Origin of the sequence: Arthrobacter koreensis (genome assembly GCF_035792275.1) — a bacterium.
GTDB classification, from domain to species: domain Bacteria; phylum Actinomycetota; class Actinomycetes; order Actinomycetales; family Micrococcaceae; genus Arthrobacter_B; species Arthrobacter_B koreensis_A.
The window spans coordinates 56,893-70,267 of record NZ_JAMWKK010000014.1 but is presented as its reverse complement, the minus strand read 5'-3'; the positions used below and the strand labels follow the sequence as shown (position 1 = coordinate 70,267).

Sequence of the window (13,375 nt, the reverse complement as noted above, 5' to 3'; positions counted from 1 at the left end):
CCGCCGGATCTGCTCAGTCTTCCGCAGGAACCTGCGAACAGCCAGCTACCCGCCGTGCACCGGGCGGGCGTTCGCCGGCGGTTCGCCGACCTCCTCAACGGTGTGCCCGGTGCATGCCATCGCCGTGAGGCTTGCCCGTTCGATGCTGGAGACGGTGAACCATCGGATTCCGTTCCGCAGCCTGCACCATCCCACCAGGAACCACCGGCCGCTGGTGGAGGCGAAAAGGATGGGTTCGACGTCGCGCGTGGTCACTGCCCCGTCCTTGGCGGTGTAGCGGATGCGGACCACCCGCTGGTCTGCCATCCCTTCTTCCAGGGCGGACCGGACCGCCCGGGATGACGCGGGCGGGGCGTTGACCCACACGCGGGAAGCCAGCTCATCGGCCCGGGCGCGGGTGCGCGGGTCCAGGACGTCCAGTATTTTCCGGACGCCGGCCGCGGCGAGGTCAGCGTACGGGGCGTCCGACGCCGCGGAAACAGCGGCCATCAGCGCCACCGCCTGCGAGGGGGAGAGGGTGACCGGCGGCAGGGACCCTCCGGCCGTCAGGCCGTAGCCGCCGCCTGGCCCGGGGCGGGACCAGATGGGTGCGCCGCTGTTCTCCAGCGCGTCGAGGTCCCGCTTGACGGTGCGGACGGAGACGCTGAATTCGCGGGCCAGTTTCTCGGCCGAGCAGCCCCGGTTGCCGCTGCGGCGCAGCATCTCGGACAGGGCCAGGAGCCGCTCGGTCCGCTTCATGGAACTGCTCGAAAATTCATGACATAAATAGTGACATACACCTGACCGGTTGAGGGGTGAAGGTTGGAACATGAACACTCCAAAGAGCCCCATTGTCCTGATCGCCGGTCACTGGCTGGGTGCCTGGGCCTGGGATGAGGTCCTGGAACACCTCGCCGCCAAAAACGCCCAGGCCACCGCGCTGACCCTGCCCGGACTCGACCCCGGGGATCCCGCCCGCACCACGCGGACCCTTGAGGATCAGGCAACGGCAATTGCCGACGTCGTTACCGGCCTGGGTGGGCCGGTCACCCTCGTGGCGCACAGCGGCGCCAATTTCCCCGTGAGCCTGGTGCTGGACCGGCACCCCGAGCTGATCCACCGCATGGTGTGGGTGGACTCCGGGCCGGTGGGAGCGGGCAGCGTGTTCGCGCCCGGCTTCCCTGAAGATGTGGAGGAGCTGCCGCTGCCGGACTTCGAGTCACTGGGGCAGCAGGCGAGCCTGGAAGGCCTGAGCGATGAGGTCCTGGACCGGTTCCGGGCGCGCGCCGTTCCGGAACCCGGTCCCGTGCTGCGCGAGCCGCTCGAACTGTCCAACGATGCCCGCCGAAACGTGCCCACCACGCTGGTGTGCTGCTCGATTCCGGGCGCTCAGATGATGGAGCTGGCCCGGTCGGGGCATCCCATGTTTGCCGAGACCGCGCAGCTGACGGACGTGGAGGTCCTCGACCTTCCCACCGGGCACTGGCCCATGTGGAGCCGCCCGGGTGACCTGGCGGAGGTTATTGCGGCTGCGGCCGGCTGAGACGGCCGTTCAGCTCCCCGGCGCCGCAGGGCCGGTGGGCCAGCGGAGCAGGGCAGCAACATCGATGCCGTGCGGGAGGACGCCGTCGGGCACCAGCAGCAGACTGGCATCGGTCAGGGCAGCTGCCCGGATCAGCGCTGCCGGAGCGGGAACCTGCCCCAGGACCTCAGCACCGAGGGACTGCTCCGGAGCGCTGGCCACCCAGGGTTCGGCTCCCAGGGCCAGCAGCTGGTGGTCCGCCAGTGCTTTGTCATTGAGGATCAGGAGGTCCACCTGGGCCTGCTGCAGGGCCGTAAGCACCCCGCCTAAACCGGTCGCGGACTCCGGGTTGGCCTGCCCCTGCTGCTGGGCCAGGCGATCCATAATCTGTTCCTGTTCCGCGGCCCACAGCAGGGCAATCCGTTCCTGGACCTTGTCCTCGAACGCCCTGCGGCCAGCCCCGGACTCCGGCATGTGGGAATCGATCATGCTGACCAGCGGCTTGTGGGCTTCGGCGAGCTGGTCCCGCACCAGTCCCCGCGCGCGGACGTCGCCGGCCAGCACGATCAGCCTGGCTCCGCTGCTGTCTACAATCCGGTCGATCTGCTCCGCGACCTGGTCCGCGTTGCGCCGCCAGACCTGCTCGGTCTGCCGCTGGAACTTGTCCTGTGACCAGCCGCCCGCGGGGAGCTTGGTGATGTCTTCCTTCTCGCCCTCCACATCCTCGACGGAGGACTCTTCGCGGCCGACAAAGAGCAGGCGGATCTCAGCATCCTCCCGAGAGACTTCCGCAACAATGTAGGGCAGCTCCTCGGGGCGGTGCTTGAGCAGCGGCAGCAGATCGGGAACGGGATCCACCGAGACGCGCTCCGGCACCACCAGCTCTCCGGGCAGGAGTTCGTTCAAGGCCACCGTGCCCTGCTGGACCAGGAGGTAACGGGAGACGGGGGAAGGAATTCCCTCGGCGGGCAGCACCGCGGTTTCCGCGGCTTCCTGGTCCTCCGGTGGTGCGCCCTGCTGGGCCAGCGACCTCCGGACATCCACAGGGCGGACCTCTGCGGCTTCCAGGCTGTCCACGTTCCCTGCGGAAGCGTCGATGTAGGCGACGCACCAAGGGCCGCTGCGCCGGTACAGGTCAGCAAATTCGTGGAGTTTACGGGTCATGACGATCTCCTTCCGCAGGGCCTGGGGCCCCACAGCGAATCAATCCCTGCTTCACGCTAGCACCGGCATCGGCGGCATTTATAGGTGCGGCACAGCTGCGGCCCGGCTTCCGGCGGACTCTTTTCGGGCGTCCATGACTGCAGGCACCCCACGGCCCGAAACCAGAGCGGGCCGGCACCCGGGCTAACCCCGGAAACCGGCCCGCCGCCGTCGTCGTCGTCCCAATGGACCTAAACCTTCACCTTCGCCGCGAACTGGCGTCCCGGCGCGGTCCGGGCATGGGTCCCGTAGATCATCAGGCCGACGAACGTCAGCCCGCCCACCAGGTTGCCAAGCACGGTGGGAATCTCATTCCAGATCAGGTAGTCCATCAGCGTGAATTCGCCGCCGAGCATCAGGCCGATCGGGAACAGGAACATGTTCACTACGGAGTGCTCAAAGCCCATGTAGAAGAAGAGCATGATCGGCATCCACATCGCGATCACTTTGCCGGCCAGGCTGTCGGACATCATGGCACCGACGACGCCGGTGGAGACCATCCAGTTGCACAGCACGCCGCGAACAAAGAGGGTCAGCATGCCGGCGGCCCCGTGGTCCGCGTAGCCAACGGTCCGGCCCTCGCCGATGTGTCCGATGGCCTGGCCTACCTCGCTCACCGCGTCGGAGAATCCGTAGGTCCAGACGATCGCCATCAGCAGAGCCGTGGTCAGCGCGCCGGCGAAGTTCCCGACGAACACCAGCCCCCAGTTCCGCAGCATCGAGTTCAGCGTGACGCCGGGGCGCTTATCCAGCCAGGCCAGCGGCACCAGCGTGAACACGCCGGTCAGCAGGTCAAAGCCCAGCAGATAGAGCATGCAGAAGCCGATGGGGAACAGCACGGCCCCCAGAAGGGGTGATCCGGTCTGGGTGCTGACCGTGACCGCGAAGGCGGCGGCCAGGGCCAGGATGGCGCCGGCCATGTAGCTGCGGATCAGGGTGTCCCGCGTGGACAGGGCAACTTTCGCCTGCCCGGCGTCGATCATCCGAACCGCAAAGTCCTTGGGAATGACGTAGCTCATCGGATGCCCCTCACCACTGGTACTTCAGGAACTTGCCGTCGATGATCACGCGCACGCGGTCCCCTTCAGGATCCTCGCGGCGGGTCAGCTCGACGTTGCAGTTGATGGCGCTCATGATGCCGTCGCCGAACTCCTCGTGGATGGCTTCCTTCAGTGCCGGTCCGTAGACAGCCAGCAGTTCGTAGAAGCGGTAGATCGTTGGGTCGTCCTTCAACGAATCCCCGGCAACCCGGTACGGCTGTTCCTGCAGGGCGAGCACAGTTTCCTCATCGAGGTCCAGCAGTTCGCCGGCCTTCTCTGCCAGTTCCGCGGGCACCGGGTGCGAACCCAGGAGCGCGGCGATGGTCCACAGCAGCGGACGGTGCAGCTTCGATGCGAGCTCCGCCCAGGAAGAATCCGAGCGGGCGACGGCGGTGCGGACCTTGGTGGTGGCCTGATCGCGGGTGGTGTTCCAGTTCGTCATGTTCTGCCTCCGTTTTGGTGGGGTGAGGGCGCTTGCCTTGACCCCAAACTAGGAGCGCCGCGACGCCGCCCGTCAGGCTTTTTGCGCAGCCCACCGCGCGATTCGCGCAGCCACCTCAGGGTTTTACGAGCACGAAACACGGCCGCAACCTACCCCGCCGAAGCGGTCCGTACGGTGAAGCAGAACGGAAATGGAGTTCGGGACAGGAGAGGCCCATGGACCTGCTGACACAGGTGGTCCGCGAAGCACCCGTACCGCTGTGGGTTATCGACTCGCGGGGACTCGTGGCGCTCGCCAACCTCGAAGCCATCCGTTTCCTCGGCTACCGCGGAGATGACGACGTCGTGGGCGGTCCCAGCCACGACCTGCTGCACCGCAGCCGTCCGGACGGTTCGCCCTATCCCGAGCACGAATGCCCGATCGTGGGTTCCTCCGGATCGAAGCCCGCAACGGAATGGTTTGTCACCCGCGCCGGGGACACACGCCCGGTGCGCTGGACCACCCGCAGCATCGGCGACGGCCACACCACGCTGCTGAGCTTCAGCCCGGAGCCGCGGGCGGAGGCACAGATTGTGCGGGAGCTGCGCCGTCGGGGGCCGGGCCCGCGCACCACGCCGGTCCAGGCGCGCGCCGAACTGCGCGAGTCGCTGTGCCGCACCATCAGCGCCCGGTTCACGGACCCGCAGTTTACGACGGCGGAACTCGCCGCCACCGCGCACCTCTCCGTCCGTTCGGTGCAGGCGCTTTTTGCCGAAGCAGGGACGTCGCCGGCGGCGGAGATCCGCCGGGTGCGCCTCGAGCACGCCCGTGCACTGCTGGAACGGGGCCATGCCGTGCAGACGGCCTGCCTGGCCTCGGGCTTTCTCGATCCGGGATCGTTCGCCCGTGCGTTCCGCCAGCGGTACGGCATTGCACCCAGCCAGGTGGCGGCGTCGTTGGCTGTGTAGGCCCGGTCCGGCGCTGCCGATCAGATCCGGTCGTGGAGGGTGAGGTGGTAGCCGTCGGGATCCGCGAACGTGAAGGTTCGGCCGAAGGGGCCGTCGAATGGTGCCGCGACAATCCGGTGGCCGTCAGCTTCCAGGGCATCGTGGATGGCCTGCACGTCCGTGGCGTGCAGCCAGAGGGCGGTTCCGAGACCGGGCTGGGCAACCGAGTCCAGATCGGTGCCCGGCACCACGTCCCGCAGGGCGAACGCGATGGGCGCGGTGTCGAAAACAACGGCGTGTGGCGGGCCTGCGGGGGAGCGGACCATGCCGAGGTACTGCTCGTAGAACTTTTGTGAGGAGTCGAGATCGCGCACTTGCAGGGAAATGAAATCGGGGCCGGTGACAGGCATAAGTCTCTTCTTTCGTGTATGTCAGTTATCTGACATCGGTAAGTATGTCAGAATACTGACATGAGTCAAGAGGGAATCCAGCTCGACACATCACTCGGCTACCTGCTCAAAGAGGCCTCGAGCGAGCTCCGCACTGCGATGGAAGCGGTGCTGCGTCCGCTGGGTATGACCGTCACGCACTATTCGTGCCTGGAACTCCTCGCCCAGCGCCCGGGGCTCTCCAACTCCGAGCTCGCCCGCGGCGCCTTTGTGACCCGCCAGTCCATGAACGTCCTGCTGCAGGCCCTTGAGCGGGACGGATATGTGGTGCGGCCGGAGGAGGCCCGGGTCGGAAAAACGCTGCCTGCACAGCTCACCCCGAAGGGCCGGGAGGAACTCCGGAAAGCGACCGCGGCCGTCCGCTCCGTCGAGGTTCGGATGCTCGCTGGGATGACCGAGGAAGAACAGGCAGGTGCCCTGCGGATCCTGAGGAGCATGATTTCCTCACTGCGGAGCGAGAAGACGCCGTCATCGCAGTAACCGTGCGGACATCCATCGGCGAACGAGCGGGATGTGATTGGGTGGCCCGATGGATAACTACGTAAGCAACGGAACATTCTGGTTTACGCTCGCCCTGATCAACGCAGGGCTGGCGGAACAGAAGAACCGCTCCCGCTGGAACTGGTTCCTCATTTCTATCCTCCTCGGCCCGATCGCCACCCTGCTCATTGTGGTCTGGAAGGCGCCGGAGCCCGCCCCGCCGTCCATGACCCGCCGCGGCGGCTGGCAGGAGCCGGCGCCGGAGCGCTGAGCTCCTGCTGGCCCGGCCGCGCTACTGTGGCGCCGGTCCTGCAGGGGGTACCGGCGGGGGACCCGTCTGGGGACCCGACGGCGGGCCCGCCTGCGGGCCGGACGCCGCCCCGGGATACGGACCGGTGCCGGGCTGCGGGCCGGGGTACGGACCCGGACCCGGGAGCGGTCCGGGGGTGGACGCCTCCGGGACCCGCCGCCAGGGCCGCTTCTCGTAAATGGCCAGAAGCTGCGCGCCGGTGCCGAGGAACACCATGGCCAGCCACACAACGATGTTCAGCCACGGGATATGCAGCGCGACAATGAGGATCACTCCGCCAACCAGGGCCTTGACCACAGGATGCTGACGGCCGCGGAGCACAAGCCTGCCGATGTAATATGCGCCGAAGACAAACGACGCGAGCGTGAGCGTGATCCAGAGCAGCAGGCCTGCGAGTGCCAGGGGAGCCCCGATGAAGGTGACGAGGGCCAGCAAGAGTGCAGCCGGAACGGCCAGGCACGCCAGGAAACCGACGAGCAGCGCCTTCCAGGGCCTGGGCAGCAGCTGGTCCGTCACCCGGTGCAGCAGCCGGGGGAAGGCCCATCCGGCGAGCACCGTGATGATGCTCAGCGCAACCAGCGCATAGAGCAGTCCAAGCAGCCAGCCCACGAACCGTTCGCCCAGCGTCGGTTCGGGGGCCGTCTGGGGGACGACCTGTTCCACGCTGCCGCTGACGGCACCCTCGGCGATGCGTGCTTCGTTCTCGGAGTTGTAGGTGACGTTCCCGCCCACCGGCCCGTCGATGGTGAGGGTCCCGACGCTCACTTCTACGTCCCGCCCGACCGCCCCGGCGATGTCGATGTCGCCCGCGGCGCCCACGAGGTCGTCTCCGAACGAACCGGACTCGCTCACGTCGATGTTTGCAGCGAAGATGGTGCCGCTGCGCTGCACTTCCCCGTTGATGGTGACGTCCTGGCCTGCGATGCGCACATTTCCGTCAATGTTTCCGTTGATGGTGATCGTTTGGCCGGCTGCGATGACATCACCGGTGACGTTTCCGTCGATGGTGACCCTCTGGCCGGACGCATACACGTCCCCGGAAACGTCGTCGCGCACATTGACGGTCACCCCGCTGTAGAACTGCGGACCCGAATTATCGTCCACCGCAGCGGGCACGAGCCGGGAAGCTGAGGCAGGGGAAGAAGCGAAGGCGCCTGTTCCGCCCGCGAGAATCAGAATGCCAAAGGCGAGTACGGCGATAAAGACCCGCCGGAAAGATGAAGGAAGTCTCATTGAGATGCCTTTCCCTGCAGCTGTCTACAAATGCATCTTCGACGCTTCTTGATCCTGGCTACGGCGTCGACCTTTCATATGTCAGGGACCACGGCTCCGTCCCGTGAGAGGACTCCTTCCAGCCATCGTTCGCCAGATTCCGCTTCAGTTCCGCCAGCGCTGCGGTCATCCCGGGAGCCCACTCTTCCCGGGGCGGAACCGGTCCGACCGATCCCGGGACGGGAAAGGCGGAGCTCTTGTATCTGGTTTCGCCGTCGACCTGGCCCACGAACCGCCGCTGGGTGCTTCCATACTGGGAGGAAAGGACAGTGAGGATGCCCGCCCACCATGACGAACCGCCGATGTCTTCCAGCGCTACAGTGAGCGTCTCGGAGGAGGGGTTCATGCGCCCATGATGAACCCGCCGCAAGGACGTGTAAAGGCCTGCCGCAACGGCGTCCAAGCACCGTTCCGTTTCGGGCTGACGGGCCCCGCAGCCCGGTCCTACACTGCTTGCACCAACAGCGTTTCCCCTTCGTCCGAGGAGTCCTGATGCGTGCACTTGTTGTCTATGAATCCCTGTGGGGCAACACCGCAAAGGTGGCCCGGGCGGTGGCGGAGCGGCTCGGCGGCGGCATGGAGGTTGAGGTGTCCGACGCCGGCTCGGCGCCCGCAACAGCAGACGGATTCGACCTGCTGGTGGTGGGCGGACCAACACATGCCTTCTCAATGTCCCGGCCCCGGACCCGCGCAGATGCGGTGAAGTCCCACGGCGCGCCGCATGAGCCCGACGTCGGCATCCGGGAATGGCTGGATCGGCTCGCACCCGCTGCAGCACAGATCCCCGCGGCAGTGTTCGATACCCGCGTGGACAAACCGCGGCTCCCCGGGTCAGCAGCCAAAGCTGCCCGGCACGAACTGCGCTCGCTGGGGTTTGATACCGGCCGCAAGCCGCGCACGTTCCGGGTCCACGGCTACGAAGGCCCCCTCCTGGACGGCGAACTGGAGGAAGCGGCCCGCTGGGCTTCGGAGATCCTCGACCAGCTGGGAACAACGCCGGACTAGGGACGGAAGCCGGTCGGGAATGTCCCCGCCGGAACGCGCGTTGCCGCAGACATGAGTGCTGAACCGACCTCCCTGACCGCTGCCGGAGACCTCCATGTTGCCGTGATCGGCGCCGGAAAGGCCGGGACCGCCGTCGCACGTTCACTGCTCGAGGCCGGCTACCGGGTTTCGATGTCCGCCTCCGGGGATCCGGACCGGCTGTCGCTGATGATCGGCTTTGTCACTCCGGGCGCGGAGCCGAAGTGGACCCACGACGCCGTCGCTGACGCAGACCTGGTGGTCCTGGCACTGCCGCTGCACCGGCTGCACACCATCGATCCGGCCCTGCTCGAGGGACACGTAGTCATCGACACCATGAATTACTGGCCGCCGGTCGACGGCGAGATTCCCGCTTTCGCTGCGGGGGACCGGCCGTCCTCCGAGGTGGTGCAGGAAATGTTCCCGGGCGCCGCCGTCGTCAAGACCTTCAACCACACCGGCTACCACCACCTGGAACCGGACCGCCGCCCCGCCGGCGATCCCCGGCGCCTCGGCCTGGCTGTGGCCGGGAACGACGCAGACGCTGTTGCCCTCGTTGCCGCCGTCGTCGATCGAATCGGCTACGACCCGGTGACGGTGGACTCCCTGGCCGGCACCGCCTTTATGCAGCCCGGCGGGCCCGCGTTCGGTGCCCGGCTCACTGCCGCGGAACTGCGCGAACTCGCTGGAGCAACCGCACCCGTGGCGTGAGGCCCGGCTGCGGAAAGCGGGAATTTTCCCGCCCCGCTCTTTGCTTGCATCCACCACAACCACCACCGAAGGGATGCAGACATGGCGACACTGGGAATCATCGGAAGCGGGAACATTGGATCGGCCGTGGCGCGGCTGGCTGTCGCGGCGGACATGAACTTGGTCATCGCAAACTCGCGCGGGCCGGGAACCCTGGAGGACCTCGTCACTGAACTGGGCCCGCTGGCCAAGGCCGGAACGGTGGAAGAGGCAGCAAACCAGGGTGACGCCGTCGTACTTTCCATCCCGCTCAAGGCAGTGCCGGACCTTCCCGAGGGGCTGCTCGCCGGCAAGCTGGTGCTGGATACGAGCAACTACTACCCCTTCCGGGACGGACGCATCGAAGAACTGGTGACCAGCGCCGTCACCAGCAGCGAAATGGTCCGGGACCAGCTGGGCACGGACCAGTACGTTAAGGTCTTCAACAACATCACCGCAGCGCACATCCCGGCGCTGGCCCGGCCGGAAGGTTCCTCGGACCGCTCTGCGCTGCCGATCGCCGGTGACGATGCCGCTGCCAAAGCCGAGGCGGCCGCAATCCTCAACGAGCTGGGCTTCGACACGGTCGACGCCGGTCCGCTGGCCGAGAGCTGGCGGTTCGAGCCCGAAACCCCGGCCTACGGCCGGATCTACTTCTCCGACCCCAACGTCTCCGACGAGCAGCTCATGGACACCCCTCCCGGCCCGACTCCCGTGCAGGAGGTTCAGGCAGCGCTCGACGCCGCTGCCCGGGTAAACGTGGCTGAGCGGAGGTTCTGAGCGGCCCTGGTCCGGGAGCGCTGCCGGGTTTCCCACGCTCCGTGACGTGTGTGACTGCTGTGGTCACACCAGTAAACAGCACCACCGGAACGTGGGAAGGGCGGCCGGAGAGGTTCCCGGGGACCTTCCCCACGCCGGGCAGGAGCGGGACCATGGCGGAGGAAGCAGTTCCCGCCAATCCGGAGGAGACGGACCATGATCCTGAACGAGACGTACTTCCTGGCCAACGGCCTCCCCATTCCCAAGCTGGGATTCGGGACCTGGTTCATTGATGACGGCGTCGCGGCCCAGGCGGTGCAGGACGCCATCGGCATCGGCTACCGGAACATCGACACCGCGCAGGCCTACGGCAACGAACGCGGCGTGGGCGAGGGCGTGCTGGCCAGCGGCGTGCCGCGGGATGAGCTGTTCGTGTCCAGCAAGCTGGCCGCCGAAATCAAGGATTACGACGGCGCCGTGTCAGCTATCGACGGATCGCTGACACTCATGGGCCTGGACTACCTGGACCTGATGATGATCCACAGCCCGCAGCCCTGGAATGACTGGCGCGGCGGGTCCTACGCAGAAGGCAACCGGGAAGCGTGGCGGGCGCTGGAGGAAGCGCACGACGCCGGGAAGCTGCGTTCCATCGGTGTCTCCAACTTCGAGCAGGCGGACCTGGAGAACATCCTCGTCGTTTGCACTGTTCCTCCACAGGTGAACCAGGTGCTGCTGCACGTGGGAAACACGCCCACGGAACTGGTCGACTTCTGTACCGAGAACAGCATTCTTGTGGAGGCATACTCGCCCATCGCCCACGGGGAGATCCTGGGGAACGCGGAAGTGCGCGTCATGGCTGAGCGCTACTCCGTCACAGTGCCGCAGCTCTGCATCCGGTATGCCCTGCAGCTGGGCACCGTGCCGCTGCCGAAAACCACCAACCCCGAGCACATGCGCAGCAACGCGCAGGTGGACTTCGTCATCTCCGCTGCTGACATGGAGAAACTGCACGGCATGCGGGTGACCGACTATGGCAGGTCCAGCAGGTTCCCGGTCTTCAGTGGGAAGTAACCCCCGGGCACCCGCGGGTACCGGCCCCACTGACGCAGTCAGGCAGGCTCGGCCAGTTCCAGCAGTCTCGTCCGCGCGGCCTGCAGTTCCTCCGTGGTGAGGTACGGCGTGCCGACGGACTCTGCGATGCCTTCTGCGGCAAAGCGGACAGCGAGCATTGCCGCGGGATCCATGCCGTCGGCGTCGAACGCTTCCCGCCAGCGTGCCGCATCAGCGTCCATGACCTGCTGCACCGACGGCTCTGCACTGCCGATGATCAGCAGCAGGGACGTGGGGGAGAAAACCTGGCGGACCGCTTGGTCCTCCGCGTCCGTCAGCGCCCGCACGTAGGCCCGCAGCAGCTTTCCGGGCCGGTTTTCCGCGAGATCCACCCGGGCATGGACGGCGTCCCAGAGCTTCTCGGAGGCATCAGCCAGCAGGGCTTCTTCCAGGGCACTCCGGCTGGGGAAGTGATGGGTGAGCGCCCCTTTGGAGACCCCTGCCGCTGCTGCAATGTCTGCCAGGCTGACACCGCCGCCGTGGGCATGCAGCATCTGGGATGCTGCCTCCAGGATCGCCTTGCGGGTGCGTTCCTTGTCCCGCGTTGCAGCGGCGTCAGTGGAGGTCACGGCTCTCTTCCTTGATTGGGTCCGAGGGGATGAGCCGCGCGGCAATGACGGCAGCAACAACCAGCAGCGCGGCAGCAATAAACGAGGTTACCTGCATGCCGTAGGTGAACGCATGCTGTGCGGTGGCGAGGAGTTCCGGGTTGCTTCCGCCGAGATGGCCGGCCGCGCTGGCCAGCGAATCCTGGACGGCGGCAGCGGTTTCCGGCGGAACGTCAGACGGCAGCTGGAGCTGCGCCCGGTACAGCGCCGTCTGCACGGACCCCAGCACGGCGATGCCCAGGGCGATGCCCAGCTCGTAGGCGGTTTCCGAAATCGACGCGGCGGCTCCGGCCCGTTCGCGCGGCGCGGCCGCCACGACGGCGTCGGTGGAGAGCGTCATCGCAAGTCCGGTTCCGAGGCCGATCACGGCCAGTGAAATTCCGATGCCCAAATAGCTGGGCAGGCCCTCGGTGACGCCGAGCGCCGCCAGGCCCAGCGCTCCGACGAAGAGTCCGGCACCGATCGCGCGTCCGCGTCCCAGTTTTGTGAGGGCCACGCCGACGACGGCGACGACGGCGATGGATGCGATGGTGGCGGGCATCTCGGCCATGCCGGCCCAGAACGGCGAGTATCCGCGGACCAGCTGCAGGTACTGGGAGAAGAAGAACAGCACGCCCAGGAAGGCGAAGATGGAGAGGGTGTTGGCGGCGACCGCTCCGCTGAAGGCCGGGATCTTGAACAGGCTGACGTCCACCAGCGGCGTCTGCATTCCGCGCTGCCGCCGGATGAAGAGCCAGCCCGCGGCCAGGCCAACCAATGCCCCGGCCAGGCCGGGCCAGCCGAACCCGGATCCCACGGCCTGCTTGATGGCGAAAACCAGCGGCACGATGGCCAGTACCGAGAGCAGGGCGGAGAGCAGGTCGATTCTGCCGGCGTCGGGGTTGCGGGATTCAGGCAGCAGCCAGGCACCGAGCACCAGGATTACCGCGATCACCGGAACGTTGATGAGGAAGACCGAGCCCCACCAGAAGAACTCCAGCAGCGCGCCGCCCACCAGCGGGCCGACGGCACCGCCGGCCATGGCGCCGGCGGACCAGATGGCGATGGCACGGGTGCGCTGGACCGGGTCGAGGAAGAGGTTGCGGATGATCGACAGTGTGGAGGGCATTACCGTTGCCCCGGCGATCCCGAGCAGCGCGCGGCTGAGAATGAGTATCTCCGCTGACGGCGCGAAGGCAGCCATCACGGAGGCAAGACCGAAAGCCACGCTGCCGATGAGCAGCAGCCGCTTGCGGCCGATGCGGTCGGCCAGGTTGCCCATGGTCACCAGGAGGCCGGCCAGGACAAAGGAATAGATGTCGCCGATCCAGAGGATCTGCGTTGCGGTGGGCGCCAGATCCGCCGTCAGGGCGGGAACTGCCATGTAGAGGACGGTGCCGTCGATGGCCAGCAGGGTGACGGCGAGGATCGGAACGATCAGGGCGATCCATTCCCTGCGTCCGGCGCGGGGCGGTGTCTTCGGTAAAGTGCTCACGTTCCCAGCTAACAATACAAATGGTTCGTTAGTAAAAACGAGCGGTTTG

General features: G+C 66.9%; 17 protein-coding genes. 8 read left to right on the top strand and 9 right to left on the bottom strand.

The genetic code is table 11. The annotated features are described in order from the left end of the window. Positions 1-45 precede the first annotated feature (45 nt). Positions 46-738, bottom strand: coding sequence for a helix-turn-helix transcriptional regulator (locus NGB94_RS13820; RefSeq protein ID WP_325791253.1), 693 nt, complete (start codon positions 736-738; stop codon positions 46-48). Between the two features lie 70 nt (positions 739-808). On the opposite strand from NGB94_RS13820, the gene NGB94_RS13815 reads away from it, so the two are divergent. After that, positions 809-1,522, top strand: coding sequence for an alpha/beta hydrolase (locus NGB94_RS13815; RefSeq protein ID WP_325791252.1), 714 nt, complete (start codon positions 809-811; stop codon positions 1,520-1,522). A gap of 9 nt (positions 1,523-1,531) precedes the next feature. Here NGB94_RS13815 and NGB94_RS13810 read toward each other — a convergent pair whose 3' ends face one another. The 3 genes from NGB94_RS13810 to cynS form a co-directional block, all read right to left on the bottom strand. Beyond that, positions 1,532-2,665: a Vms1/Ankzf1 family peptidyl-tRNA hydrolase gene (locus NGB94_RS13810; protein ID WP_325786318.1), complete on the bottom strand. Its 1,134-nt coding sequence runs from the start codon at positions 2,663-2,665 to the stop codon at positions 1,532-1,534. Positions 2,666-2,895: 230 nt separating this feature from the next. Then, positions 2,896-3,723: a formate/nitrite transporter family protein gene (locus NGB94_RS13805; protein WP_325791251.1), complete on the bottom strand. Its 828-nt coding sequence runs from the start codon at positions 3,721-3,723 to the stop codon at positions 2,896-2,898. Positions 3,724-3,733: 10 nt separating this feature from the next. After that, a complete protein-coding gene (gene cynS / locus NGB94_RS13800; protein WP_325791250.1) occupies positions 3,734-4,186 on the bottom strand; it encodes a cyanase in 453 nt (150 codons plus the stop codon). A 215-nt stretch (positions 4,187-4,401) separates the two neighbouring features. Here cynS and NGB94_RS13795 point away from each other — a divergent pair, with 215 nt between their 5' ends. Then, positions 4,402-5,133: a helix-turn-helix domain-containing protein gene (locus NGB94_RS13795; RefSeq protein ID WP_325791249.1), complete on the top strand. Its 732-nt coding sequence runs from the start codon at positions 4,402-4,404 to the stop codon at positions 5,131-5,133. 20 nt (positions 5,134-5,153) lie between these two features. On the opposite strand, the gene NGB94_RS13790 is transcribed toward NGB94_RS13795, so the two are convergent. Further along, a complete protein-coding gene (locus NGB94_RS13790; RefSeq protein WP_325791248.1) occupies positions 5,154-5,522 on the bottom strand; it encodes a VOC family protein in 369 nt (122 codons plus the stop codon). Between the two features lie 60 nt (positions 5,523-5,582). Between NGB94_RS13790 and NGB94_RS13785 the strand changes: the two genes are divergently transcribed. Beyond that, positions 5,583-6,041 carry a MarR family transcriptional regulator gene (locus tag NGB94_RS13785; protein ID WP_325791247.1) on the top strand — a complete coding sequence of 153 codons (459 nt, stop codon included), beginning with the start codon at positions 5,583-5,585 and terminating at the stop codon, positions 6,039-6,041. A 49-nt stretch (positions 6,042-6,090) separates the two neighbouring features. Beyond that, positions 6,091-6,312, top strand: coding sequence for a hypothetical protein (locus tag NGB94_RS13780; protein WP_325791246.1), 222 nt, complete (start codon positions 6,091-6,093; stop codon positions 6,310-6,312). A gap of 21 nt (positions 6,313-6,333) precedes the next feature. Here the strand turns inward: NGB94_RS13780 and NGB94_RS13775 are convergent, their stop codons facing one another. Then, complete coding sequence (locus tag NGB94_RS13775; protein ID WP_325791245.1) at positions 6,334-7,584, bottom strand: hypothetical protein; 1,251 nt, start codon at positions 7,582-7,584, stop codon at positions 6,334-6,336. 58 nt (positions 7,585-7,642) lie between these two features. Beyond that, entirely contained in the window at positions 7,643-7,969 is a 327-nt protein-coding gene (locus tag NGB94_RS13770; protein WP_325791244.1) for a hypothetical protein, read from the bottom strand. Positions 7,970-8,115: 146 nt separating this feature from the next. Here NGB94_RS13770 and NGB94_RS13765 point away from each other — a divergent pair, with 146 nt between their 5' ends. The 4 genes from NGB94_RS13765 (at position 8,116) to NGB94_RS13750 (ending at position 11,205) form a co-directional block, all read left to right on the top strand. Next, positions 8,116-8,628 carry a hypothetical protein gene (locus NGB94_RS13765; protein ID WP_325791243.1) on the top strand — a complete coding sequence of 171 codons (513 nt, stop codon included), beginning with the start codon at positions 8,116-8,118 and terminating at the stop codon, positions 8,626-8,628. A gap of 51 nt (positions 8,629-8,679) precedes the next feature. Continuing rightward, the gene (locus tag NGB94_RS13760) at positions 8,680-9,357 is read left to right on the top strand and encodes an NADPH-dependent F420 reductase (protein ID WP_325791242.1); all 678 of its coding nucleotides are present in this window, start codon (positions 8,680-8,682) and stop codon (positions 9,355-9,357) included. 48 nt (positions 9,358-9,405) lie between these two features. Further along, the gene (locus tag NGB94_RS13755) at positions 9,406-10,155 is read left to right on the top strand and encodes an NADPH-dependent F420 reductase (protein ID WP_325791301.1); all 750 of its coding nucleotides are present in this window, start codon (positions 9,406-9,408) and stop codon (positions 10,153-10,155) included. Positions 10,156-10,350: 195 nt separating this feature from the next. Beyond that, a complete protein-coding gene (locus NGB94_RS13750; protein ID WP_325791240.1) occupies positions 10,351-11,205 on the top strand; it encodes an aldo/keto reductase in 855 nt (284 codons plus the stop codon). 38 nt (positions 11,206-11,243) lie between these two features. On the opposite strand, the gene NGB94_RS13745 is transcribed toward NGB94_RS13750, so the two are convergent. Beyond that, complete coding sequence (locus NGB94_RS13745; RefSeq protein ID WP_325791239.1) at positions 11,244-11,813, bottom strand: TetR/AcrR family transcriptional regulator; 570 nt, start codon at positions 11,811-11,813, stop codon at positions 11,244-11,246. Then, a complete protein-coding gene (locus NGB94_RS13740; protein WP_325791238.1) occupies positions 11,800-13,326 on the bottom strand; it encodes an MFS transporter in 1,527 nt (508 codons plus the stop codon). The genes NGB94_RS13745 and NGB94_RS13740 overlap by 14 nt, the downstream gene beginning before the upstream one ends. Positions 13,327-13,375: the final 49 nt, after the last annotated feature.